Genomic DNA, 24,136 nt, shown 5'->3' on the forward strand with positions numbered 1-24,136 from the left:
TTCAATCAGCGCCAACAACCTGGGTTTCCTCACCTACGAAACCTATCTCAATCTGGCGCTCGGCTCGCCGCGCCTGCTCAACCACCTCGGCCTCGTCGTGCTTGATGAGGGCCAGTTCATCACGGCCCCGAATCGAGGCATTACGGTCGAGTTGATTTTCGCGCTCCTACTGCGGGCACGTCAGCGCGGCATTGAGCCGCAACTGGTGATCTTGTCGGCGGTCATTGGCAACCTCAACAGCTTCGATCGCTGGCTCGACCTGCCCTTATTGATGTCCCGCGAGCGGCCTGTGCCTCTGGTTGAGGGCGTACTCGATCGGCGCGGGACGCTCCAGTTCATCGATGTAGACGGCACCACCAAGACCGAAGCCCTGTTGCCTGTGCATCGCATCGTGCAGCGTCGAGACAAACCCAGCTCGCAAGACGTGATCGTGCCGTTGATTCAACAACTGGTAGCACAGGGCGAGAAGTTGCTGGTCTTCCGCAACATGCGTGGTCCTGCACAGGGTTGCGCCAAATACTTGTCCAAGGAATTGGACCAGGGTCCTGCGACGACCGTCCTGGACGTGCTGCCGACTCAGGATCTGACCGGCGTCTCGCAGGATCTGCGAGAATGCCTAGCAGGTGGCACCGCGTTCCACAACACCAATCTGTTGCGCGCGGAGCGCGAAGCCGTCGAGAAAGGTTATCGCAACGCTGGCGGCGGTATCCATGCGCTTGTGGCCACCACAACGCTAGCTGCAGGTATCAACACGCCGGCATCGACGGTGATCCTGGCCGAGAACGAGTTCGTCGGTGAGGACGGCCGCCCATTCACCGTCGCCGAGTACAAGAACATGGCAGGACGGGCAGGACGGCTCCGATACAACGAGACCGGCAAGGCCATCATCCTTGCTGAAACGCCGATGGAACGCGCGCAACTGTTCCAGACGTACGTACTCGGCGTGCCTGAAGACGTGAAGTCATCCTTCCAGCAGCGCGACCTGCCGACCTGGACATTGCACTTGCTTAGTCAGGTTCGGAAAGTGCGAGCCACCGAAATTCCTGGCCTTCTGGTCAACAAGTTCGGCGGCTACTCTGCATCACGCGCAAACCCGCAATGGATCGCAATCGTGGAGCGTGAAGTCACTGCGTTGGTTGAGCGCCTGCAGCAGGCCGGGCTGGCCGAGCGCGAGGGCGAGTTGATCCACCTAACTTTGCTCGGACGCGCCTGCGGCGCTTCGTCCTTATCGTTTGAGTCGAGCCTGCGGTTGGTCGAGTTGATGAAGCAACTGAACGCCGCACAGACGTCCCCCACCCAGGTGCTGGCGATGGTGCAGGTCCTCAACGAAATGGATGCGATCTACACTCCGGTTATGAAGCGGGGACGGTCGGAGAGCGTGCGCGCCAATGATGGGGCGCAGCGTTATGGGCATGCGATGACACCGGCGCTGCAGCGATATTGCCAGGACGAGATTGAGTTCTGGTGCCGGTGCAAACGCGCGGCGCTCATGCACGACTGGATCAAGGGCACCCCTGTCGACGTGTTGGAGAGGCGGTTCTCAACCACGCCCTCCGGAGGCGCTGTCGGATACGGGAACATCATCGGAATCGCCGACGCAACCCGCTTTCACTTGCGCTCCACGCATCAAATCCTGTCGGCACTCTTCCCGGACCAACCCACGTTCCTGGCGGGACTCGACGAAGTCCTGCAACGACTCGAATTCGGCCTTCCGGCCGGTGCGCTGCCGCTCACAAACTTACCGCTCGGCCGGACCAGGGGGCAACACCTCGGGCTTTTCCACGCAGGATGCATGACACCGGAAGCCGTGAATGCCTTGAGCAGCGAGCGGCTGGAAGCCTGCATTGGTTCAGCTAGTGCGTCGCTACTTAGGCCACAAGCATGAACACCATGGTCCTCCAAAAAGAATAGAATTTTAGCTTGACCGACCTGACCCAGCCGGATGGCTCGCCAGTGAGAGGGCTGACGGCTGCCAAGCGAATGAAGCTGCCATGAGCTCGATACGCTCCGGCCTTTCTAACTGCTATGAAATCAACCATGAGTACACGTCACCAATACGCACGTGGGCCGGCTACTATGAGAGGCCGGCATTGTATCGTTGCTGGGTACACCACAGTCCCGCCGTCAACTGAGGGGGCGATGACGTAGATATTCGCGTTCACGAAGTTGAGACAAAAGACATGGCAGAGATAAGTGCTTTAGAGCGGCGCAAACTTGAAATGCTGTTTGGTATGGGTGATGGGTATGTCCTGAGCTTCTCGGATCGCACCTATGCAGAGTTTTTTCTCGACTTCCGTGTCGATATTGAGGCAGCTCAGTTTCGAGTAAGTGGTGATTCGAAGGCCAAGAGGATGCGTACCTTCTGGGGCATTGGGCAAAACCACACTGTTGGTAAAGTCCTCGAAGGGCTAATTTGCTACGGCCTCCAATTCAAATTGCTGAGAGACAGTAACTCAACGCTCGAAGATGACTGCCGTAGAATTGCTCAGCGACTCTTGAGTAACCAGCCTGTCGCTGACCTAGAGGCACTGACGGCGATTGCCGACGAGCGTGATTTCGAAGTGGTGGCCCAACATGTGCGTGAAGCCATCGAAAAAAACCAGCCGGAGGGCGCTTTAGATCGCTTGCACACATTCGTAAACAAGTTCATCCGGGTCACCTGTGAGCCTCATGGCATAACGGTCACGCGGGACAAACCGTTACACAGTGTGTTCGGTGAATATGCGAAAGCGCTACGCGTGAGTGGCCATCTTGAGTCGGCGATGACAGAGCGCATATTACGATCCAGCATCTCAGTTTTGGAGGCCTTCAATGATGTGCGCAATAACAAGAGCCTCGCGCATGACAATCCAATTCTGAACTACGACGAAAGCCTGCTGATCTTCAATCACGTGGCCTCATCCATCCGTTTCATCAAGGCGGTAGAAGTGAGAATAAAGGCAAAGGCCACTGTTCATAAAGCTGAAGATCCTTTCTGGGATGAGTCCATTTCATTTTGATCCCAGCCATAGGAAAACGACCCAGATATTTCAGCCTCGCTTCTGCAGGATAAGCGTTAAACCCCTCTAACCGCTGAAAACATCGCTTTTCAAGCAAGCACACATATCTTTCTCAAAGACAGCCACTAGTCACGAAAAACGATCATGGCACTCACGAAATTCGAGCACGGCGGGCTGCTGCAGCACAGATCGTTCGGCTGTACGATGTGCCCCAGATGGCCGCAGAGGTGCTCAAACAAGTCGGCTTAGCTAAGGTTGATTCAATACGCCGCTCACTCCATCCCCGGCGGATACCCGAACCGCGCCTTGTAAGCATGGGTGAAGTTGGCCGGGTCTGCGTAGCCGACACGGTACGCGACCTGCGCCACCTGCCATTTGCGTTCGCGCAACAGTTGGCGAGCCACCTCCATGCGACGGTCGCGCAGGTAGTTCAGCATTGACCTGCCGAACGCCTGCTTGAAGGCGCGGCGCAGCGTGGTTTCCCCAACACCTAGCATGTATGCGAGCTCAGGGCTGGACGGTGGCCGGGGGAGGTTGTCTTCGAGCAGTTGCCGGGCTTCGTGTGCCAGATCGCGCTGGGCACGGGTCTGGCCCTGGGGGCGGGTTTGCTGGCCGCCCAGGTGCACTGCCAGCTCCACCAGAACTGCCAGGGTCAGGCTTTCCTGATGCAGCCTGCCCAGTGCGCCGTGGTAGGGCGTCTGGTAGAGGCGCTCGAACAGCGAGCGCAGCGCCATGCAGCGGGGCAGTGGCGTGAAACGTACACCGTCCTGTTGCAGGCGCAGCAGCGGCAACAGTGTGGTGTCGCCTTCCTCAGCCTGTTCGTGAATGAACGATCCGGCGATGCGCAGCCCCGCCAGACGTGCGTGGCTACCGGCCGGCAGGATGTCCACCGCTTCCATTGGCTCGCTCAGGCCCAGGCTGACTGTTGCTTCCGTCGTGTAGCGATTAGGCGTGCGGCGGTCGATGCTATGGCTCCATCCTCCTTCGAGGACCTGCACAATGCACAGACTGTCGGGCAGCACCTTGTGGATGCGTAGCGGTTCGGTAAAGCGAAGGTCGCAGTCGAAATACTGCATTAATGGGCGCACGGTTCGCGCCTGATAGTACCCGCTGGCACTGCCGATGATCTCGCGCGCGGACGCGTCGAGGATATTTGACCGGCTCAAGGGCTGCGGGCCATCAAAGAACACTTCGGTGTCCCGATAAGGGGTCCAGCTCTGCATGGCTTTCAATACTGGCTAACAGCTATTTGACGTCAATCCGACAACGGGGTCACAGTATAGTGCAGGTGGTGATTTTTTAACCAGTGCCTGTGACCGGCGGCTATTCACTTGTGTGAGGCGGTCAGCAACCTTGACGATTCGGTGACTCTGGCTTATCAGGTACCCTCATTTCATTACCGAGGACACTGGCATGTTTCTGAGCACCTGCGTGCGCGCACTTACCGTTGGCGCGTTGCTGCTGACTTCCGCTTTCACCCTGGCCGACGACGCCCGCCCGGAAGTGGCCGACAAGGTCATGGCTTACCAAGGTGAGCAAGGCATGAAGGTATGGACGCTGCGCATCGGCGCCCGCGCTGCCAACGAGGCCCTGGTGCAAGTGGAAGGGGTGGACCATGACTGGAACCTGCGCATCCAGAAAATGAAAGTGGAAAAGACCGCCAAAGACACGCGCTACAGCACCGTGGTCAACGGCCAGAAGTTCGTGGCGTTGATCCTTCAAGATGGCTATGGCGAGCTGTACCTGCCTGACGAAAGCCAGGAGTTGAACGTGGGCTACAGCGAAGGGCTATCTTCACAGGGCGATGCCCAAGCGTTCCTCACCGACTACCTGAATCAGAAGTGATCATGTCCACCTCATCACGCAGGCTGCGGCTGCTGGCCTTTCTGTTTCTGGTCCCGTTGGGGCTGATGCTTTACGCACTGTTGCAAGACGGTCGCGTGCACTGGGCATTGAGCGACGAGCAGCAAATGCGCGACTGGATCGTGGCCGCAGAAAAAGACCCCGAGCATCTGCTGCCGGTGCACAAGAGCCTGACCGGCGGGTATGTGGGGGCCGAGTACATTGTGCCGCATATGCAGCAGGAGATCGCCCGCATCGTGCAGGACCACGGCTGGCTGACGCTACGCGGGTTACTCGCGCACCTGGCTGAGCTGTGTGCGCTGGCGGCCGCCCTGACCGGTCTGGCGCTGCTGGGTAACCTCAAGTACGACGCCCTGCGCTCTATGCGTTCGCAAGACTACATGCTGCAGCACCTGACACTGGCCTGGCAGCGGGTTACCCAACTGATCTTCCTTGATGTGGCGCTGCTAGTGGCAGGCATCAGCCTGTGCCTGCTCTACGAAATGGTCTGGGCCTACAGCAACTGGGACAGGGGCGGCGCCATGCCGCTGCTGTTCACCCTGCCGCTGTGGGTGGTGCTGGCAGGTGGCGTGCTGTTGCTGCGCAGCATCCGCAAGCGGCTGGCACCGCTGGAGGCACCTGCGCTAGGGTTGCTGGGGCGTGAATTGCCACGCGAGCATGCGCCGGGCCTGTGGCGTTGGGTGGACGACATTGCACGCACGGCCAATGCGCCCTCGCCGGATCATATCGTGGTGGGCGTTGATCGCTCCTGGTTCGTGACCAGCAGCCAGGTGTTCCTGCAATCAGCGCAAGCGCCGTTGCTTGGGCGCACGCTGTATATCCCGCTCACCTACGCCTCGGCCATGAGCCAGGACGAAGCAGGCGCTGTGGTGGGACATGAGCTGGGACACTTCGCGTCCGGCGACACGGAGAAGGGCTCGCAGCTGTCGTCGCTGTTCCATAGCGTGCATTCACGTATCCACACCATGCTCGAAGACAACGATAGCGACACCCTGCTGGCCGGTCCTGGCATCTGGGTGTCGCTGTACTTTCTTGAGCGATTCGATCAGGCCTTCCATCACTGGAGCCGCCGGCAGGAACTGGCCGCCGACGAAGTGGGCGCCAGGGTGGCCGGTGCCCGCACGTTCGCCAGCGCCTTGCTACGGGTGTGTGCCTTGTCCGAGCTGATCGACCTGCTGCTCGCCAGCCCGCAGACCCGCAACATTGTGCAGGCGCTCAACAGCCACATGGGGCAGCACGCGTTGCCGGTCAGCCCCCACACCCTCGAACACCGTGTCGAGCACCCCTTCGACACCCATCCGCCGACCTTGCAACGCGTACACAACCTCAAGGTGGCACTGGACGATGACTTGATACGTCAGGCGTCCCGTCCGGCCAGCGAGGCCGACAGCCAGTGGTTCAACCAATTGCTCGCAGACACGGAGCACGCCGCATGAGCAGCACGGAGACTCGACCCATGAATAAACCTTACCAACCTGGCAGCGCTGCCGACCTTGCTGCGTCGCTGACCGACGAATACAACCAGGCCACCCGCATCGAGGCCGAAGACGCCGCCGGCGACCTGCAAGCCTTCATCGACTCGGTGCCGGACAAGACCGAGTTCACCTCCTCACCCCGTGTCAAATACGTGTTGCCCATCGCCGCGCTGGTGATGGCACTGCTGGCCTTGGCGGTGCTGCGTGACATGGGTGGGTTGCATCGTCCGGGTGACAAGGGCGGCGTGGGTGCCCTGATCTTCTGCCTGGTCGGGGTTGCCGTACTGGTTGCCGCTACCTGGGCCAACCGCCACTCAGGCAAGTTTGTGTTCATGACTCTGGATCACCGTCATCTACGTGTGCACAACCTTCAGCAGCCCATCGATCTGCTGCAGGTGGGGCGTGTGAGCTACAAGAACGGCGGTTGGGTGGAATCGCTGATGCTCGAACTCGGCCCGGACTCCGGCGATAACGCGCACCAACGCAAGGTCAGCTTCCAGTTCTCCAAGGCCCTGTTTACGCGCACCGTGGCACGCCCAAGGTACGTATCATGTCCGTGGGCTATCGGGTCAACGGAAAACCGCTGCGCGATGACCAGCTCATGGGCGTGATGGAGAGCTACTTGAACGTGGCTCGCGCCGAGCAGGAACTGGCAGCGCTGCGTCAGCGTCAGGTGGGTTTCGTATGAAGTCCGCATTGATCGCCGCAGGGCTGGCGGCCGCTGCGGTGAGCTCTGCGCCATACGCAGCTGAGCACGTGCCGCTGTATCGTGAAATCAAGGACTGGGTGGTGGGATGCGACAACACACGTCAGTGCACAGCAGTGTCTGCGTCCGAGGACATGGAGATTGCGCAGTGGACGGTACGCATTACACGCAAGGCCGGTCCTGAAGGAAGGCCAAGGGTTGCTCTTTATACCCAACAGGACGTCAAAGGCCAGCCCCAACTGGACGGCAAACCGTTAAGGAGTGCACTGCAACAAGGCGATGCAGAATCAGGCGAGGATTGGTACGCCACCGGTGCCGCAGCGTTGACGCTGATCGACGAGTTACGCAATGGCAATCGCCTGACTGTAGCTGCGACACAGGGCGAGCAGGTAGCGTCGCTTGATGGAATCAGTGCTTCACTGTTGTTGATGGATGCAGTGCAAGAGCGAGTCGGCACACAGAGCGCTTTGATGCGTCGAGGCGACAAGCCTGACAGTGAAGTGCCGTCGGCGCCGGTCGCACCTATACTGCCGGAGTTCACGCCTGTTGGGCAACCGGATGATGCAGAACAAAAGCGGATCGGCGATGCGGTGATCGCTGCGACTCGTGATAGCTGGAAGCAAGACGTCGATGATATGAGCAAGGTCGAGGCCAGCGTTTACGCCCTGACCAAGGAAAAGGCGCTGGTTATCATCCAAACCTGGTGTGCAGCCTACAACTGCGCATATGCGCTGTACCAAGCACCGCGTGAGCATCCTGAGCAGGCCAGCCCTCTTGAAATGCAGGATTTTCCTGATGCCTTGGGCGATGAGCCAAACGGCGCTGTTGGTTACGATCCGGACACAGGAGAACTGTCGAGTTTTAACCGGGCAAGGGGCTTTGGTGACTGTGGCAGTGAGCAGTTCTGGCGCTTCGACGGTAAGCGGTTCCAGCCACTGTGGCTGTCTGGCATGGGGCGCTGCGCTGGCGTGGAGTCGCGTTATTGGCCCCGGATGTACCGGGCAGCAGATATCTGAAGCAAGCGCCAGTACAAGCTTGCTTTTGGTAGCCATTTTTCCTATCGGTTCGTTATGCGGAGTCGGTAGGCTACTAGCCTTCCTCGGCGATCCGGTCGGCCTCGGCGGTGTAGTAGCCTCGCTCCCAATGGTAGAAAAAGCTCCTTGGCTCTGATCGTGCGGGCCGGAGTCGTGAGTTGGCCTCGCATGCCAGCGTCATAGCCCACGTCGCGCCAAACCTCGGCTGTCGTGCCTGGGGTGACTTTCTATTCAAACGCTTCCGGTGCTGAAAGCGTACCGAGCGACGATTTCTGTGATTTCGATGATGCGCTTCAACTCGCACCCTGGGCGCGAGGCTTCATCGCACAGATGTGCCGAGCCAGGTCATTACATGCTCGTTATGCTTCATCCGACTTTCCTACTTCAACGTTTTGTTCAGACCGGCGCACAGGCCGTGAGCCTGATCGCCTGATCGTGCTAAATGTCGGAACGATCCAAAACCTGTCCGTTTGCATCCATGACTTGCCATACGCAGTCACCCGAAAAGATTTCGTCAACCAACAATTCAAGCATTCGGCCATCGTCGATTTACACGCTGAAACCCGCTTAAGCCTTATGCGTCGCCCTGTTCAATGTTCATTCACTTTTTCATAAAGGGTGCTGGAGCCTAGGCTAGCAGGGCTTAACCTGAGTGAACCGCGGACCGCGTGGGTCTTGGTTACCGGTTTATGTTCAGCAGCGAAGCGATGAATTAATCATTCAAATATTTGAGCAATACCGGATCGGCTATGGTTTGGACCGCCCCAACTGTTGATGTATCGCGAGCAATTATTGCGGTCATACTCTTTCAAAGCGTAGCGGGTGATGATGCCCGAGCTATCGGTGTAGAAGGTCAGATCGCAATAGCTGACCGCAGGTCGGTAGTAACCGCCACCGACTTCACCCATGACCATCTGGCCATTGCCGCCATAGCCTTGGGCCTCTTGGTGAGAGGCGTTGACGTAGCCACCATTGTCGCCAAAGCTCCAGTAGTATCCCGTTTCATTGCCAACCTTGAAAGAATCTGAAGGATCTCCATGCCATTTTTTCAGCAATAAATTGACGTTATAGCCTACCCAGGACTGAGCTATTTCGCGAGGTTCTTTATTGAACATCCCAACACAGCCGGAAAGCTGTAGCGTCATAGAAAAGACGCCAAGTATCAGGGCCCGTCGACTTGCGTGGTGCGATAACGATTTCACAGAGACTACTCTGTCTTCTTGATGGGTGAACATTCTAGCGGATGACCGCAACTAGTCATCCGGCTCAATTTCTTTAGAATCCAACTCAAAAGCACCGGCATCATCGGTGATGGCGATCATCTCTTGACCCGCGAAACAGGCGATTGAATCACTTCGGGACTATTCTCCCCGTAAACCTGTTGAGGTCGAGTCAGGGGAAATACATCTCCGTCTCTCACCACACGCGATCTGGCGCTGCGGCCGTACTTTTCCTTCCTACTTCTGTAGCTCTGCTTGACGGCTGTTGGCGCTGATTGAAAACTGACCCACCCTGCCGATTGAAAATTGACCCAGGACGGATTGCTGATTTCTGTCCCAGCAATTGTGGATAAGCTTAGCAGCAGTGTGCCGATTCAAGACGCATCAAGCCCCACCGCATGTATGCATGCAGCAGGGTATTTATGGTGCGGATCAAAATGGCTCATCGTCCTCGATATTATCTCCGTCCTTGCGCTTTCGTTCCCGTGACTTGATCTTTGTCTGGGCGGCCAAGGTGCTGTGTTGCAGGCGGTAGGACTCGTTGCCCGTTTCGACGATGTGGCAGTGGTGTGTCAGCCGATCCAGCAACGCGGTGGTCATCTTGGCGTCGCCAAACACACTCGACCATTCCGAGAAGCTCAGGTTGGTGGTGATGACCACGCTGGTGTGTTCGTACAGTTTGGACAGCAGGTGAAATAACAGGGCGCCACCGCTTTGGCTGAAGGGCAAATATCCGAGTTCATCCAGTATCACCAGGTCTGTGGCAGCAGTGCCTGGGCGATTCGCCCTGCCTTGCCATCGTACTTCTCACGCTCCAGCAGATTCACCAGATCCACCGTGGAAAAGAAGCGCACGCGTTTGTTGTGGGCCGTGATTCCGGATACAGCCAAGGCACTGGCCAGGTGTGTTTTCCCGGTTCCAGGGCCGCCGATGAACACGACATTCTGCGCGGTTTCAGTGAACGCTAAGCTGGATAGATCGCTGACCAGTCGGGCATCAGCGCTGGAAGCGCTGAAGTCAAAGCCAGCTAAGTCACGGTGCATGGGGAGTTTTGCCATGTTCATCTGATGATTCACCGAGCGCACCGCGCGATCCGCATGTTCCTGCTGAAGCAGATGTTCCAGCAGCCATTTCGATGAAGCCGTCGACGCTGTTCCTTGAGAAACCAGTTCCTCCCAAGCACTGGCCATGCCGTGCAGGCGAAGTTCTTTGAGTTCAGTCATTAGGTCACGCATTGCGATTCTCCTCATCGGTCGCACGGAGCTGGTCGTAGCGTGCCGTATTGGCAACAGGCGCGACCTTGAGTTGCAGGCTGGTTTCTACACAGGGAGGTGGTGCGGTGGAGGTCAGGCGGGCAACGACATTGAGGATGTGATCGGCGCTCAGACTTCCCGACTCAAGTACCAGCTCCACCGCCACCAGCACTGGTTCGAGACCCGCAATTGGCACAGCAGCCAGTACCTGCATCATGATTCGATCACCGTTGGTGTGACGCCTCAGTCCTCGTTTGAGAAGCCGTAACGGTTTTGGCAGATCAGCAAATGGCGCGCCGTTGCGCAATGCACCAGGCTTGCGTTCGATGAGTGGGATGTAGTGCTGCCAGTCAAAACTGACCTGATCTCGATCAAAGAGGCGCTCGTGACTGGCGATTACCGTTTCGTCGGCAATGACCACGATCCGCGAAGGGTACAAACGGCTGCTGACCCACTGGCCGACTCGCTCACATGGCACTGAATAGCGATTTCGCGCCACGCTGATCAGACAGGTGCTGGAGACCCGCACGGTACGCTCGACATAGCCATCAAATGCCGTCGGCATTGGCATCATTTCGACCTGCTCCAGCTCCAAGACCTCGGCCACCGTCAGCCCGTTGTACTGCGGATGCACCAGTTCGCTCCAGAGCGACCGGCAACGCTGGCCGAGCCAGACATTCAGTTCCTCAAAGGTATGGAACATGCAATTTTGAGCATCGAGCCAGATTCGCCTCCGGCTGTCCTGCACGTTCTTTTCGACGATGCCCTTCTCCCAGCCAGAGGCCACGTTGCAGAAGTCCGGATCGAACAGATAGTGCGCGCACATCACGGAAAACCGGGCGTTGACCGTGCGGCCTTTGCCTTTGTTAACCTTGTCGACAGCCGTTTTCATGTTGTCGTAGATGCCGCGACGCGGCACACCACCCAATGCTCCAAACGAACGGGTATGGGCATCAAAGAGCATCTCGTGGCCTTGGCTGGGGTACGCAACCAACCAGAATGCGCGGCTGGCGCACAGCTTCATGTGGGAGACCTGGATACGTCGAAAAAGACCCCCGATCAGCAGACCTTCTTCGCTCCAGTCAAATTGAAAGGCCTCACCGAGCGCAAACGTCAGCGGTACAAAAGCGCGTAAGACTTGCCTTGCTCCCCTCGCCAAGAGCGGACAAACGCCGTGAGCTGGCTGTAACCGCCGTCATAACCCGCGGCCTTGATCTGCTCAAAAAGTGCCTTGGCGCTCCTACGGTTGTGTTTTGGCCGGAACGAATCGGCCTTGAGCGCCTGCTCCAGGGTCTCGTGAAAAGGGTTGAGCTTATTGAAGGATGCGCACCGTTGGTACGCTGGTTGACTGGCTTCGGGCGCTCTGACCCATTTTCGGATGGTGTTTCTCGACAGCCCGGTACGCTTGGCTATCTGATGCAGCGAGAGCTTGTCGCGGAAGTACATCCGCCGGATTTTTCCCAACATTTCCATGCTGATCACCCTGTGTTCTCCTGCTCAAAAAGTGAGCAGAAGCAGTTGAGCACCTGGGTCAGTTTTCAGTCGGCAGAACAGCCTCTACTGGGTCAGTTTTCGGTCAGCGGCAACACGTGTGGGGTATGGGAGTTGTAGCTGCCGCATTTACTGTGTCAGGAGCCTTAGCGCTATCAAAGGCTTTCGCATTGGGAAAGGCAGCGATCATTGCACCGCTAGTCACCTCTTATGGAGTGATCACAACTCTACTCTCCTGGGTCAGCGGCGAACAAATCAACATGATGCAATTTATGTGGATCGGTCTCTGCGTCGTTGGGGTAATGCTTTCGAGCATCCATAGGGGCTCCGACCTACCGCACAACGTAAACACTACCCGGTCAGTCGGTTATGCCCTGCTTGCGGCTGTTCTTTATGGATCGAGCTTCTGGCTGCAAGGCAAATTCACTCTGCCACTGCTTGGCCCAATCCCGATGCTTTGGCTCGGATACTCAGTGGGGATCACCGTGCTACTGTTTATCATTCTGAGATTCAGGGAGGGAATGAAAATCCCGAGTCCCAAAAATTGCATCGCTCTAACCGGAACCAGTCTTATGAACCTAGGCGGATTCTCGGCATTCTCTTTGGGAACGACAGTAGGATCCGTTTCAATAGTAACAGTCATTAGCACTCTTTCGGGCGGGATTGCAGCCATTCTGGGCTACTTTTTCTTCAAGGAGCGACTGTCAACTACCCAAGTGATAGGAGTGGTTTTGGTGCTGGTTGGCGCGGTTTTGCTGCACGTCACGGCTTGAAAAGCGAATATTAAACGTTTGTAAATATGTGATGGCCGGACGCTTACTCTGATACCCCACTGGGCGTTGCTCTAAAATTCAGAGTCGAGGCTGTGGCCAGCATCGCGAACGCTTAGCGGATTGACGCTGGAGCGTTCGCATTTCAGGGTGTCAGAAGGCAGGAGGTCTTCGTGCTTCCTTGCAATAGGGTAATGACCATACAAAGCGCCATTGAACCCCGAAACCGGATGCCGATGGAATGATGGTTTCACCATCCGCTCCGACGATGTACGGTATTCCTGCGTCATCGAGGTGCGCGTTGACATTATCAGTATTTACCACCAGATAAGTAACGCCCTGGTAGTAGTCCTCCCCCTCTGATACCCGTGTCCACAACTCAGTGCCAGGCAGTGGGACCTGGAATTCCAGGATCGTGTCAGCCAGACGAACGAAGGTGCTGCGCCTTCCGGCCTCGACGTCTGCGATTGGCTGGATCTCTTCACCCTCGAGAATTTGAGTGTAAAGCTTAAACGCCCGCCCGAGATCGGCCGTCACAATGGTGTGATGGGAGGTCAACAACAAGCCTAAAGGATCCTCAGGGTCAAGCTCCGGCCCACGCCAATCGGGGCGTAATCGCAAATCGGCTTTCTCGGAATACTTTGCCCAGTGTCGCCTTCCCGTCTCTTGGAATTCGTAGCGAATGCCTGTGTCTTCGGGCTCGGTAAACCCGGTGAATACATCGGGCAGAAAAGACGAAGTGGGCGGCTGTTGAGCAGTGATGCGTTCCCCACGCTGGTTATGGGAACGGATACCGTGGGCCCCCAGCTTGGCAAACATCGCTACCGCATCGTTTGCGTACCAGCCGAGGCCGATCATCCCCTCCGGCTTATGCTGGTAGCGAGCTTGCCCCTTCAAGGCGCCCTGCGCATGCAAGGCGGGGCAGAGAAAGACCCAATGAATATCACAGATAAACGCGAAGAATGAATAATTGACAGGGTATTCCGGATTCAAGGTATTAAGATCCAGGGTTTCCTCCCAGCGCAATGGCGGGCGGTTGAAAACACGTCGAAACCAATCCCGAGCAGCCTCCAGATCATGAACCGCAAGCGTTGGGTGATATAGAGCAGGTACTGAGGCAGGCATCAGTGATCCTCCAATGGGCTGGTGTGCCTTGCTGTGGACACCCGATCAATTTTTTTGCCTTTCACGTCATATCGATAAGGGCCCAGAAGCAGTAATGAAATGGCAGAGAGGACCGTCAGGGCACAGATCAACACCCCGGCGATGGTGTAACTGGCGGTGATTGAATAGGTGTAACTCAACAGAGCAACGCCTAATGCCCCGCCCTGGGCAAACAGGAAAATAACGACACCCAGTGCTTTGGCGTAAGAGTTTTTGTCGATGTAACGACTAATGATGTAAGCAGCGACATCACCTTCTGCGCCAAGACCCAGGCCCAGCAAAACAGCTCCAAGATAGAGCATGGGAACCTGTGAAGTCTGAGTCATGACAATGACACCCACTGCACACAGAACAAAGATCGAGCATGCCAGGAAGGGAGCAAACAATCGGTCAAGCAGATAGCCAACCACCAGCCTGGATGCGATCGAACTGATGCTTGCTGTTGCCAAAATGGAGAGCGCCACAGCCCGATCAATGTTGTAGTCAGTACAAATGGCCACAATCTGCGAAAGCATGCCGTACGTTGCCGCTGAAACCAGCATGATGGAAATGCTGATGAGCCAGAGTGGACGCTGTCTTAGCAGCACGCCGAGTGGCTCCCCAATTGCCCTGCCGTCGGATTGGGCCGACACGCGTGCAGTTTCCCATGCTCCAGGCATCCTCAGTACGGAGCCATAGGCGATAGCTGGGATAAATCCGCACAGCATACCCACTACACCGAATGTCCAGCGCCATCCATACGCAGAAAACAGGTAGTGGATCAGAAATGGCATGAGGGTGCCGCAGAGCCCAAGCCCGACATTGATGATACCTAATGCCAGGCCACGCTTATCTTCAAACCAGGCGCCTATTACTACCGAGTAAACAGAGGGACCCACGGCGCCAGCGCCCGCTCCCGCGACGGCACAGCACAGGTAAAAAAGCACAATATCGTTGTGCAATATCCCGACCAGCCCGATCCCCATGCCAAACAGAGCCGCTGTAGGGATTGCGACCTTCTTTATTCCGTATTTGCTAATCAAGAAGCCGACCAGCAATACACTGATGCCATCAACAATGGTGAAAATGGTCAAACCCGAATTCAGCTGTAAGCGAGTCCATCCAAATTCAGTCATCAGCGCCGGCGCCATGACGTTAAATATAATGTTCACCGAATTCACGCCGACCATCAACGCGACGAAGCTGGTAATGACATACCACCATTTACTAATTGGCCTTGAGACGCTCTCAGCATTCAAGGTTTTGGTTATAGCCATGTGAGTTACTCTTATTATTGTTAAGCAGTTGGGAGGAGAATACATTCGCCTTAAGACGGCATGAAGGCACCGCCGTTGATATCCATGACTGACCCCGTGGTAAAGCCAGCCTCATTTGAGAGGAGATAGGCAACTGCGCCGGTAATCTCCGCAGGCTCGCCATAGCGCTCAGCGGGAATCTTGGCCTGACTGAGCAGCGCTGGATCAACTTTGCCGGTTTGCGGAGTGATGATGACGCCAGGAGCAATGACATTGGAGGTAATGCCAAAGCGCGCCGATTCCCCGGCGATACTGCGACTTAGCCCAATCAACCCCGACTTTGAGGCCGAGAAGTTCGACGGGAACACTTCGGAAAAAGTGCGGCCTCCTCGGGAGGCAATGTGAACCAACCGCCCCCACTTGCGCTCGCGCATCGCTGGCAAAGCCGCGCGCGACAGCAGAAACGGCGCGATGAGATTAATGTCTAGCACATTCTGCAGAATTGCTCGATCGATGTCGTCGATCGACAAGCGATTGCCATCTTGACCGTAGGAGGAAATACCAGCGTTGTTGATCAGCGCGTCACAGCGCAGTTCACCCTCGCGGATTTCACTACACAGCGCTTCCAGTTGAGCCTCGTCAGCAAGGTCGCACTGGCGGGTTTTGGCCTGATCTGGCGCCACATTCAAACGTGCAGGCAATTGATGAATAGTGTCACTGCGGTCAACCAGAACAAGCGACCAGCCTGCCTTGGCCAGGTGTGCGGCCATGTCTCGACCAAGCCCACCATCGGCCCCTGTGATCAGCACCGTTTTGCCGTGAGTGTTCATCGTGCATCTCCAATAATTGCGAATTAATAGCGCTGAGATCAGCAGTCGGAGCAGAGAAGGGCAATTAAGAAGCCAACGCAGCCCACTCAGGTATTTCAAGCCTTGGGTCCGAAGGCGCAAGGCGTCGAGTGAAGCCCCAGGTTGCACCCAGGCAATCACGCGGATCAGTTCGGATGAGATCGCCAGCTTCGAGCGCCAAGCGAATGCCACAAGCGCTCAGGTGTGCCCGGGTCTTATCGAGGTCTTCCACCAAAAATGTGATGGAGTCAAAGGTGTCCGCCGCGTCAGCAGATTGCGAGCCCCGAGGCCCTACTAGCTCGACTACAGTATTGGCAGCGTAGACATAGTGAGCGTCTCCAGAGCTGACCACATCCTGCGCTTGACCGAGGAACTGTCCACGTAGAACGTCAGTGAATAACCATCTTGCCCGATCAACATTGACAGTCGAAATGGTCTGCCAAGCGCAGGCCACTATGCCCAGAGGGTCCGTTGCTCCCGCAGATGGGAGACGCCATCCATCAGCCAAGCGATGGTCCACCTGAGCAAATCGTGCTTTGGACTGACCCAGAATTTCAGAGAATGTGTGCGGGAATCCAACCTCTTCGGCACTCATCGACATCAGGGTGAATTCATCAGTGAGCAAAGAGCGAGCGAATCGCCCGTTCTTGATCGATTGTCCGGCCTGATCGATGAGCGTCAATCCATGTGACTCCATGGCGGTCGCAAACCCACTGGAGTCCCTCACCCACCAACTGATTCCCGAGAGTCCAGCGTACTCACCCCATGGCACCGCGTCTCCTTCAACTTTATAGAGCGCGGGGCAGATCACGTCATGCACAACCTCTCCAATCATGATCCAGAAGGAATAGTCGACAGGGTACTCCGGAGAAAGCTTGCTCAAGTCCCAGCGTTGAGCCCATGTCACCCGGTCACGACCGAAGACCTTTTGGAACCATGCAGCCGCGTGTTCCAGATCATCGACCAACTGCGTGGGATGAAACATCCAAGGAAGTTCAAAATTCGAAGAAGCCTGTTGCATGAAGTCAGCCTTATTAGAGGTCACATGGATCACACCGCGGCTCGATGCCCGGGCTACCTAGTTAAAGTTAAAGGTGTATTGAATAATCAGTCGATGTTCATCCAATGCCGTGACGGCATCCGAACGCACGGACGCATGTCGCCAGCGGAAGGAAAGATTTTTCAGAGGACCGCCCTGGATGACATAACTGAGATCTAAATTGCGCTCCCACTCTTTGCCGTCCTGTCCCGCAACCTCAAAGCCATCGCCCCGCAAGTAACGCGCGAAGAAACGAAGACCTGGGACACCATAGGGTGCAAAATCCAAGTCGTAACGCGCTTGCCATGACTCTTCGTAAGCACGATTGAATCCCAATACCATGACACCGTTGGCCATGGCTACGTCGGTCTGAACAATCTGAGGGAAAGCCGTTTCGCCTCGACTTTTCTGATAACCGAGCCGAAACGTATGACCTTTTGATGAGGCACTGAACATGTGGGATGTCAGTTGATTGTCGATATTACCCGCGCGTTGAGAGCCCGCATCACGGTTGACAAACAAACCTAAACTGGCTCCTAACTGCCAATCATAAAGCGACGTGCTGGTGACCACATTATAATATTCTTGACTGTAGATATTCTGCAGGTCGTCATGCCACACATCCACCTGCAGCGACGGATTGACTTTGTACTGGATAGCGCCATAACGGAAATCATCGCTTTCTGCTGAAGAATTATAGATTTGCAGCTTTTCATTGGCGTTGGTCGACGCTCGGTAGCTGGTGCCCGTAAATCGCCCCATCTGCAAGGTGACGGGGTCCAAGTCTCGGCTTTCCAGCATAAATCCGGTAAAAGTTTGGGGGAGCAATCGCAAGTCGCTGGACGTCAAAATAGGCAACTGCGGACGTAATTCCCCGATATTTAATAGTGTCTTTGCATAGCGAAGTTTGGCGATCCCACTGAGTTGAGAGTATTCATCTGGCCCGGTATTTCCGTAACTATCAGGCAGCAAGCCCGTATTAGATCGAGATCTACCTGTATCCAGTTTGATACCCAGAGATGCATTTGCTTCCGCAGCAAAGCCTAAGTCTCCCTCCGTCCAGCCCGACCGAGCTGTAAAGAGGAAACCTTGCGCCCATTCTTCTCTTTTAGATTGAGCGACACCGCTGGAACGGTAATCGCCATTGATGTAGAAATTTCTCATTTGCACGCTGTACTTAGCATCCTCCACAAATGCAGCATGGGCCAAGAGAGAAACACTCATGCAATTGATGCATAACGCCGCGCAAAGGGCCTTATGATTTTTATACGTCATGAAAGTGCCCGTATTTTATTGTTTTTATCGCAGTATTTAAACCACTGGGCAAAATACTGCCGTAAAAGGGCTGTACCCCCATTCCGATAGTGATTTACATTTTTTAAATCAGGACGGGTTAATCTCAAATTCCGGCGACTGAGTTCGTGTCGCAGCAGCTTCGTTATTACTGGCATGGCGACCGATTATGTAACCGAACGTTAGAGCAGGACCTAACGTCGTCCCTGGCCCAGGATAGGTGCCCTTCATGACAGATTCCATGTCATTGCCGCAGGCATACAACCCTCGCAGAATATCGCCTGCTGCATTAAGCACTTGACCGTGCTCGTTCGCGGCTAAACCCGTACTTCCTGCAATTTCAGCTGGCCATACGGCCAAGGCACATACTGGGCCAGCTAAAAGCGGTGCCAGACAAGGGTTGGGACGGACGGAGGGATCTCCGTTGAATCGATTGAGCTCAGTGCTTCCTTTTCCAAAATCGGGATCGATACCTTTCGCGGCATTGAGGTTGTAGCGATTAACGGTGCGCTCAAGAGCTTCTGCACTTACGCCAATTTGTGCTGCCAGCGACGCCAGGTTGTCAGCGAGCCTGAGGTAGCCCTGGTTGGCGAAAGTGGTCACTTGGCGGTCACTGGCCCCCGGAGGAATCAGACCCAAGCCGTAGCTTTTAATGAACGCCACTGTACAAATCAGATAGGCCGGAATGGCTTCTCCGTTCGACTCCAGCATCGCAGAGACAAAATCATGATATGAATTTGCCTCATTAACGAATCGCTCCCCCCTGGTATTGACAGCAATCAAGCCTGGCTTGGCACGGTCAAGCGAGAGATGCGGGAACACCCCCTTGCTGCCATCCTTTCGCAGGGTATCGGACACCGGCGTCCAGAAGCCACCAGGACTGTGCTCAGCTACGTTGACGTGCGCACCCAGGCGCATGGCAGCTTCGATACCTTCGCCTTCGTTGGTTTTACACGCCACGGAGCGCGCAATGGTGTGGGGAATAAAGGCCTTGCGCAATGCTGGATTATGGGCGAATCCGCCAGTGGCCAATACCACACCCCTGGTTGCGCGGATGCGAGTCAGTGTCCCATCTGCACGTTCCAGGACGGCTCCCATAATCTCGCCGCCTTCAGAAACCAGCTCTTTAAGACTGGTATCGAATTCCACTGTGGTTTTTGCATCGAGCAGGCTCGCATACAACCTCGCCACCAGTGCATTCCCCATGGTTATCCGGGTGCCTCGCGGATACCGAATCCGGTCCAACAGAAAACGTGCGAACAGTTTTCCTGAGTACACAAAGTCGGAGACGGATTTGAAGCGTCTCACCAAGCGAGGGATATCATCCTTGCCTACCATCATGCCGCCAAAAATCAGGAACTCCGGAATAGGCGCGCGAATACGTCGGAATTTTTCACCCAGCAATCGACCGTCAAATGGACGGGGAACGAGAGCACGTCCAGACACCGCCGAGCCTGGCCGATCCAGGTAGTCGGGATGCTTGCCACAGCTCACAAGCTGAACCTGAGTATTGGCGTTGAAATAGTCCACAGCGTCCGGACCGTTGGCCAGAAAAGCTTCGCGCGCTGCCCAGCCATATTCGTCGCCTACCAGTTCGCGCAGGTAGCGGCGGCCCGCTCCCACAGAGTCGTTATAACCAGCAGCAATGCCCTGCCGGTTGCCAGGAATCCACAAGGTGCCAGCGGAGGTCGACGCTGTGCCACCTACTTGGTCGGATTTCTCGACCAATCTAACGTTCAAGCCTTGCTGAGTTGCCACGAGGGCTGTTGCCATGCCAGCGGCGCCCGCACCGAGGACGAGAAGATCAACTTTCTCGTCCCAATGCTGCGATGTATTCGTCGTCATATCTTTTTCTCTGAAGCAAGGCAGCGCGATTTGAGGCAGTCGCGAACGTTCCAGTTGTATAACCAGCTGATTGCCGAATAAAACTCATCCTGAGTTCGCCCGACCCACAGCGAGTTCCGCACAGTGCGTTCCACGCCCTTGGCATGGTAAAACCTTCCCATTTCACGGGTAGACCACACTACCCGCGCGGTGCGAGGAATACGAACTGCCTCATACCTACGAAAGGCGGCTTCTAGATCACCGTTGCATGCGTTTACGGCTTCACCCAAAGTCACCGCATCCTCAAGTGCCATGCAGGCGCCCTGCGCCAGGTATTGGCTCATCGGGTGTGCAGCATCACCGAGCAGGGTTGCCCTGCCTTCGCCCCACCGCTCGACCGGCTCTCGGTCGGCAGTCGCCCAACGGCGCCAGGATTTAGGTGTGTCCAGCAGTTTCGCAGGAGTCGGATGGATACCCTGGAAATAGGACATGACTTCCTCTTTGCTTCCTTCGCGCACGCCCCATTCTTCAACCTCCCGGCTATGGAAGGTCACGACCAGGTTGTATTGCTCACCACCGCGCAACGGATAATGCACCAGGTGACAATGCGGACCCGCCCAGAGTACTGGGGCGTTGATATGCAGCTCTTCCGGCATCTCGGCTTTATCGACCACAGCCCGATACACAACATGGCCGGTGACACGATGAGAATCGCCCAGCAGATTCTCCCTTACGACAGACTTGACCCCGTCGCAGCCGATGACCGCGTGGGCTTCAAACCGATTGTCGTGCTGGTCAACCAGACTGACACCAGCGTCAGTCGTCTCCATGCTGACAATGCGCGTGGAAGTACGAAAGCTGATCAGTGGATCTTTTTCCACTGCTTCGAGAATAGTGCGATGAATGTCGGCGCGGTGGATCACTCCATACGGGTTACCGAACCGCTGGCGAAAAGCCTCGCCCACTTCGATTCGCATGACTTCAGTAGCATCAACGGCGTCCATCATGATGATGTGGTCGGTGAATACTGAGCGCTTGCGCGCAGCGTCGCCAACGCCAAGCGCGTCCAATGCCGCATAGGCATTTGGCCCCAACTGAATGCCAGCACCGATTTCGGCAATTTCGTCGGCTTGTTCAAGCAACTCTACGCTGACGCATTGACGGGTAAGTGCAAGAGCGGCAGCTAAACCGCCGATACCCCCTCCGACGATAATGACCTTCTGACTATCTACATTGTTGTTATTCATTACATCAGTCTCCAGAAGCAAAGAACTTACTTCACGTAATCCGGCTGGTTTTTAGGGGCAGCAGCCTGGAATGCAGGGTGCTTGAGGCAGTGCCGATAGATGGCAAGCGTCAGCTCAAAGCGTTCAACATCGCAGCCCATACGCAGGGCATTGGCGACTTGCGGGACCAGGCAACAATCGGCCAGGGTAGGTTCGTCCCCGAGACAGTAAGGCCCATGTCCATAGCGCGAAAGGAGGGTTTCTAACGCCTGCATTCCTTGTTCAATCCAATGTCGGTACCACTGCGACTTCTGCTCTGGGTTCACACCCAGATTTTTCTCGAGGTAGGCCAGTACCCGCAGATTGTTCAGCGGATGGATATCGCAGCTGATCAGGTAGGCTATTTCGAGTACGCGTGCTCGTTCTTCCGATGCTTGCGGGATGAGTTGGATACCACCGTACCGGTTGTCCACGTAGTCGATGATCGCCAGCGACTGAGTGATCAACAGATCATCATCAGTAGTTAAGACGGGTACACCGCCTGATGGATTGAGATTGAGATAATCGCTCAGACGCTGATCCCCGGCTCTCAGGTTTACCGGCAGACAGTCGTAACTCAAGCCCTTTAGTGCCAACGCAATCCGCGTGCGATAAGAGGTCGAGCTGTTGAAGAAACTATGAAGTTGCATAACGGGTTCTCGAAGTTGCAGAGAGAAGTCAAACGCTGAGGCTTGCAATCGCGGGCCTAGATCACCCGCACGCTGATGCTCGCCAGCGAACCAACCCCCCCGGTCATGAGTTGGCCCGCAACGACAGGACCTACACCCTCCGGCGTACCGGTCATGATCAGATCGCCTGGACGGAGCTCAAAAAACTTGGACAGGTATGCAATGGTTTCTGGCACCGACCAGATGAGGTACTCCAGCGCACTTCGTTGTTTGTCCGAGCCGTCCACTTGCAGCCAGATCGGCGTACTCCCCGCCTCGACGTACTCTGCACGTCGAGTCAGCGGACCAATGGGCGCGGATTGGTCGAATGATTTTCCAAGCTCCCATGGACGTCCCATCTCACGAGCGGCCATTTGCAAGTCCCGGCGAGTCATATCAAGGCCAACGGCATATCCCCAGACATGATCGGTAGCCTGTTCCAGTGCAATGTTGCGACCGCCTTTGCCAATCGCCACCACCAGCTCAACTTCATAGTGATAGTTGGCAGTTTCACTGGGGTAAGGCAGGTCCAGTGTCTGACCCGGCTGCAGAGGGACTACCGCATCTGCGGGTTTGCAAAAGAAGAAGGGCGGCTCACGATCTGGATCGAAACCCATCTCCCGTGCATGGGCCGCGTAGTTGCGGCCGACGCAATAGACGCGACGCACTGGAAAAGTGTCGCTACTGCCGTTGATAGCCAATGCGGTCACTTCAACCGGAGGCAAAACGTAATTCATGACTTAATCCTGAGTTGGTATGGATGGTTAGGCCGGGTCGCGCGATTCGCGCCAGATGCCCAATGCCTGCTGAACAGGTCGATCGGAGAAGCTGAAGAGCACGCACTCTTCGTCAACTTCGAAGCTGATCGAACTCCAACTAGGCGCAATGAAAGTGTCTTTGGGAGTGAATGACAGACGCTGACCTGCGATCACAACTACACCGCTGCCCTCAACGACCGAGAACACTGTGGCGTCGGTGCTACGGTAAGTTGCACCTCGAAATCCACGCGGCAAGAGCTGCATGAAGGTCGCCATTGTCGGAATGGGCGAGCCACCCGTCTCGGGATTGATATATCTCAGCTTGACCCCGTCGCAGGGCTCGAGCGGCGACTGTCGGAGCAGCGTGTCGAGCGCCTCGCGTGTGCGCAAGTAGGGATAATTAAAAATCGGAGAGGTGAGCGATCCAGGCACGTGATTGACGGGCAACATGTTGTTACCAAAACGCGCGAGGCTGGTGCCTTCCGGGCGACTCAGTGGTTGAGCCGCAACATCGCAGTTTTGCGCGAATCCTGCGTCGAAGAATCGCACCAACGGGATGTCCAGCCCGTCGAGCCAAACCACTGGCTCTCCACCCTCAGCCTCCACAGGATTGCCATGGTCATGCCAGGCCCAGGATGGGGTGATGATGAAATCACCCGGAGACATCGTCGTGCGTTCGCCGTCGACAGCGGTATACGCGCCCTGCCCTTCGATCACAAACCGCAGCGCAGACTGACTATGCCGGTGGCTTGGAGCGATCTCGCCAGGCAGAATCAACTGTAAGCCTGCATAAAGGCTGGAGGTAATCGACGCTTGTCCGCGCAATGCGGGGTTTTCCAAAACCAGCACCCTGCGCACCGCTTCTTGAGCGGTGATTAACTCGCCCGCCTCCATCAAGTGGGGACGGACATCCGAATAGCGCCACAGCGCGGGAACGCATGCACCTGCCGGCGCCTGCGGAACCAGATTGTGGAGTTGCTCCCAGAGCGGGAAGAGGTTGATTTCGTTGATGCGCTGGTAGAAAGCCTCGCGCACCCCTTTGCTGTTGTTATTCATGGGCACCTCTTGCATTAGGACCGACGACGGAGCTTTTCAAACACCGTCAGGCAATCGAAGTGCGTTGATTATCAGCAAGGTAGCCATATAGGAATAATGGTATTTAATGATACATCTATGTATTATCTCGTATACCTTCACGGCCCAAGCAGGGCTCGTTTGACTGCAAGAAGGA

18 protein-coding genes and 3 pseudogenes are annotated in these 24,136 nt (G+C 56.1%); 7 read left to right on the forward strand and 14 right to left on the reverse strand.

The genetic code is table 11. The annotated features are described in order from the left end of the window. The first annotated feature begins 97 nt into the window (after positions 1 to 97). Together ACUN0G_RS11755 and ACUN0G_RS11760 are read left to right on the forward strand one after the other, a co-directional pair. The gene (locus ACUN0G_RS11755) at positions 98 to 1,885 is read left to right on the forward strand and encodes a DEAD/DEAH box helicase (protein ID WP_445573482.1); all 1,788 of its coding nucleotides are present in this window, start codon (positions 98 to 100) and stop codon (positions 1,883 to 1,885) included. A gap of 295 nt (positions 1,886 to 2,180) precedes the next feature. Next, positions 2,181 to 2,999, forward strand: coding sequence for an abortive infection family protein (locus tag ACUN0G_RS11760; protein WP_445573483.1), 819 nt, complete (start codon positions 2,181 to 2,183; stop codon positions 2,997 to 2,999). Between the two features lie 272 nt (positions 3,000 to 3,271). Here the strand turns inward: ACUN0G_RS11760 and ACUN0G_RS11765 are convergent, their stop codons facing one another. Beyond that, entirely contained in the window at positions 3,272 to 4,222 is a 951-nt protein-coding gene (locus ACUN0G_RS11765) for a helix-turn-helix transcriptional regulator (protein WP_445573484.1), read from the reverse strand. Between the two features lie 190 nt (positions 4,223 to 4,412). Here ACUN0G_RS11765 and ACUN0G_RS11770 point away from each other — a divergent pair, with 190 nt between their 5' ends. The 4 genes from ACUN0G_RS11770 (at position 4,413) to ACUN0G_RS11785 (ending at position 8,059) form a co-directional block, all read left to right on the forward strand. After that, a complete protein-coding gene (locus ACUN0G_RS11770) occupies positions 4,413 to 4,844 on the forward strand; it encodes a hypothetical protein (protein WP_313629919.1) in 432 nt (143 codons plus the stop codon). Between the two features lie 2 nt (positions 4,845 to 4,846). Then, on the forward strand, positions 4,847 to 6,298 hold the full coding sequence (locus ACUN0G_RS11775) for a M48 family metallopeptidase (RefSeq protein WP_445573485.1): 1,452 nt from the start codon (positions 4,847 to 4,849) through the stop codon (positions 6,296 to 6,298). 20 nt (positions 6,299 to 6,318) lie between these two features. After that, positions 6,319 to 6,948, forward strand: coding sequence for a hypothetical protein (locus tag ACUN0G_RS11780; protein WP_445573486.1), 630 nt, complete (start codon positions 6,319 to 6,321; stop codon positions 6,946 to 6,948). 73 nt (positions 6,949 to 7,021) lie between these two features. Further along, on the forward strand, positions 7,022 to 8,059 hold the full coding sequence (locus ACUN0G_RS11785) for a DUF1176 domain-containing protein (protein ID WP_445573487.1): 1,038 nt from the start codon (positions 7,022 to 7,024) through the stop codon (positions 8,057 to 8,059). Positions 8,060 to 8,793: 734 nt separating this feature from the next. Here ACUN0G_RS11785 and ACUN0G_RS11790 read toward each other — a convergent pair. The 3 genes and pseudogenes from ACUN0G_RS11790 to istA all read right to left on the reverse strand — a co-directional run bounded on the left by ACUN0G_RS11790 (position 8,794) and on the right by istA (position 12,023). Beyond that, the gene (locus ACUN0G_RS11790) at positions 8,794 to 9,222 is read right to left on the reverse strand and encodes a hypothetical protein (protein WP_445573488.1); all 429 of its coding nucleotides are present in this window, start codon (positions 9,220 to 9,222) and stop codon (positions 8,794 to 8,796) included. Between the two features lie 507 nt (positions 9,223 to 9,729). Further along, a pseudogene (gene istB / locus ACUN0G_RS11795) lies at positions 9,730 to 10,532 on the reverse strand (IS21-like element ISPsy20 family helper ATPase IstB). Continuing rightward, positions 10,525 to 12,023, reverse strand: a pseudogene (gene istA, locus ACUN0G_RS11800) (IS21 family transposase). The pseudogenes istB and istA overlap by 8 nt, the downstream one beginning before the upstream one ends. Positions 12,024 to 12,139: 116 nt before the next feature. Here istA and ACUN0G_RS11805 point away from each other — a divergent pair. After that, positions 12,140 to 12,814 (forward strand): annotated as a pseudogene (locus tag ACUN0G_RS11805) (EamA family transporter); the annotation flags it as partial. Positions 12,815 to 12,964: 150 nt separating this feature from the next. On the opposite strand, the gene ACUN0G_RS11810 reads toward ACUN0G_RS11805, so the two are convergent. From ACUN0G_RS11810 to gtdA, 10 genes are all read right to left on the reverse strand, one after another. Then, positions 12,965 to 13,936 (reverse strand): VOC family protein, encoded by a 972-nt coding sequence (locus ACUN0G_RS11810; protein WP_445573489.1) that lies wholly within the window; start codon positions 13,934 to 13,936, stop codon positions 12,965 to 12,967. Next, the gene (locus ACUN0G_RS11815; protein WP_445573490.1) at positions 13,936 to 15,231 is read right to left on the reverse strand and encodes an MFS transporter; all 1,296 of its coding nucleotides are present in this window, start codon (positions 15,229 to 15,231) and stop codon (positions 13,936 to 13,938) included. Before ACUN0G_RS11815 ends, ACUN0G_RS11810 begins: the two co-directional genes overlap by 1 nt. Before the next feature lie 50 nt (positions 15,232 to 15,281). Beyond that, positions 15,282 to 16,040 carry an SDR family NAD(P)-dependent oxidoreductase gene (locus ACUN0G_RS11820; RefSeq protein WP_445573491.1) on the reverse strand — a complete coding sequence of 253 codons (759 nt, stop codon included), beginning with the start codon at positions 16,038 to 16,040 and terminating at the stop codon, positions 15,282 to 15,284. Positions 16,041 to 16,104: 64 nt separating this feature from the next. After that, on the reverse strand, positions 16,105 to 17,079 hold the full coding sequence (locus ACUN0G_RS11825) for a hypothetical protein (protein WP_445573492.1): 975 nt from the start codon (positions 17,077 to 17,079) through the stop codon (positions 16,105 to 16,107). Between the two features lie 57 nt (positions 17,080 to 17,136). After that, positions 17,137 to 18,321, reverse strand: coding sequence for an OprD family porin (locus ACUN0G_RS11830; protein WP_445573493.1), 1,185 nt, complete (start codon positions 18,319 to 18,321; stop codon positions 17,137 to 17,139). Between the two features lie 159 nt (positions 18,322 to 18,480). Next, on the reverse strand, positions 18,481 to 20,235 hold the full coding sequence (locus tag ACUN0G_RS11835) for an FAD-dependent oxidoreductase (protein ID WP_445573494.1): 1,755 nt from the start codon (positions 20,233 to 20,235) through the stop codon (positions 18,481 to 18,483). After that, on the reverse strand, positions 20,232 to 21,461 hold the full coding sequence (locus ACUN0G_RS11840) for a 3-hydroxybenzoate 6-monooxygenase (protein WP_445573495.1): 1,230 nt from the start codon (positions 21,459 to 21,461) through the stop codon (positions 20,232 to 20,234). The genes ACUN0G_RS11835 and ACUN0G_RS11840 overlap by 4 nt, the downstream gene beginning before the upstream one ends. A gap of 26 nt (positions 21,462 to 21,487) precedes the next feature. After that, positions 21,488 to 22,129: a maleylacetoacetate isomerase gene (gene maiA / locus ACUN0G_RS11845; protein WP_445573496.1), complete on the reverse strand. Its 642-nt coding sequence runs from the start codon at positions 22,127 to 22,129 to the stop codon at positions 21,488 to 21,490. Between the two features lie 56 nt (positions 22,130 to 22,185). After that, on the reverse strand, positions 22,186 to 22,884 hold the full coding sequence (locus ACUN0G_RS11850) for a fumarylacetoacetate hydrolase family protein (RefSeq protein ID WP_445573497.1): 699 nt from the start codon (positions 22,882 to 22,884) through the stop codon (positions 22,186 to 22,188). Positions 22,885 to 22,911: 27 nt separating this feature from the next. Further along, a complete protein-coding gene (gene gtdA / locus ACUN0G_RS11855) occupies positions 22,912 to 23,961 on the reverse strand; it encodes a gentisate 1,2-dioxygenase (protein WP_445573498.1) in 1,050 nt (349 codons plus the stop codon). Positions 23,962 to 24,136: the final 175 nt, after the last annotated feature.

The sequence above is a fragment of the Pseudomonas sp. 32A genome (assembly GCF_052682255.1).

What these genes read in the sequence shown, in the direction of transcription:
- ACUN0G_RS11840 (WP_445573495.1), bottom strand. Translation starts at nt 21,461, where the DNA reads ATGAATAACAACAATGTAGATAGTCAGAAGGTCATTATCGTCGGAGGG.
- ACUN0G_RS11810 (WP_445573489.1), bottom strand. Translation starts at nt 13,936, where the DNA reads ATGCCTGCCTCAGTACCTGCTCTATATCACCCAACGCTTGCGGTTCAT.
- ACUN0G_RS11820 (WP_445573491.1), bottom strand. Translation starts at nt 16,040, where the DNA reads ATGAACACTCACGGCAAAACGGTGCTGATCACAGGGGCCGATGGTGGG.
- gtdA (WP_445573498.1), bottom strand. Translation starts at nt 23,961, where the DNA reads ATGAATAACAACAGCAAAGGGGTGCGCGAGGCTTTCTACCAGCGCATC.
- ACUN0G_RS11830 (WP_445573493.1), bottom strand. Translation starts at nt 18,321, where the DNA reads ATGAGTGTTTCTCTCTTGGCCCATGCTGCATTTGTGGAGGATGCTAAG.
- ACUN0G_RS11760 (WP_445573483.1), top strand. Translation starts at nt 2,181, where the DNA reads ATGGCAGAGATAAGTGCTTTAGAGCGGCGCAAACTTGAAATGCTGTTT.
- maiA (WP_445573496.1), bottom strand. Translation starts at nt 22,129, where the DNA reads ATGCAACTTCATAGTTTCTTCAACAGCTCGACCTCTTATCGCACGCGG.
- ACUN0G_RS11780 (WP_445573486.1), top strand. Translation starts at nt 6,319, where the DNA reads ATGAATAAACCTTACCAACCTGGCAGCGCTGCCGACCTTGCTGCGTCG.
- ACUN0G_RS11835 (WP_445573494.1), bottom strand. Translation starts at nt 20,235, where the DNA reads ATGACGACGAATACATCGCAGCATTGGGACGAGAAAGTTGATCTTCTC.
- ACUN0G_RS11775 (WP_445573485.1), top strand. Translation starts at nt 4,847, where the DNA reads ATGTCCACCTCATCACGCAGGCTGCGGCTGCTGGCCTTTCTGTTTCTG.
- ACUN0G_RS11815 (WP_445573490.1), bottom strand. Translation starts at nt 15,231, where the DNA reads ATGGCTATAACCAAAACCTTGAATGCTGAGAGCGTCTCAAGGCCAATT.
- ACUN0G_RS11825 (WP_445573492.1), bottom strand. Translation starts at nt 17,079, where the DNA reads ATGCAACAGGCTTCTTCGAATTTTGAACTTCCTTGGATGTTTCATCCC.
- ACUN0G_RS11790 (WP_445573488.1), bottom strand. Translation starts at nt 9,222, where the DNA reads ATGACGCTACAGCTTTCCGGCTGTGTTGGGATGTTCAATAAAGAACCT.
- ACUN0G_RS11850 (WP_445573497.1), bottom strand. Translation starts at nt 22,884, where the DNA reads ATGAATTACGTTTTGCCTCCGGTTGAAGTGACCGCATTGGCTATCAAC.
- ACUN0G_RS11770 (WP_313629919.1), top strand. Translation starts at nt 4,413, where the DNA reads ATGTTTCTGAGCACCTGCGTGCGCGCACTTACCGTTGGCGCGTTGCTG.
- ACUN0G_RS11765 (WP_445573484.1), bottom strand. Translation starts at nt 4,222, where the DNA reads ATGCAGAGCTGGACCCCTTATCGGGACACCGAAGTGTTCTTTGATGGC.
- ACUN0G_RS11785 (WP_445573487.1), top strand. Translation starts at nt 7,022, where the DNA reads ATGAAGTCCGCATTGATCGCCGCAGGGCTGGCGGCCGCTGCGGTGAGC.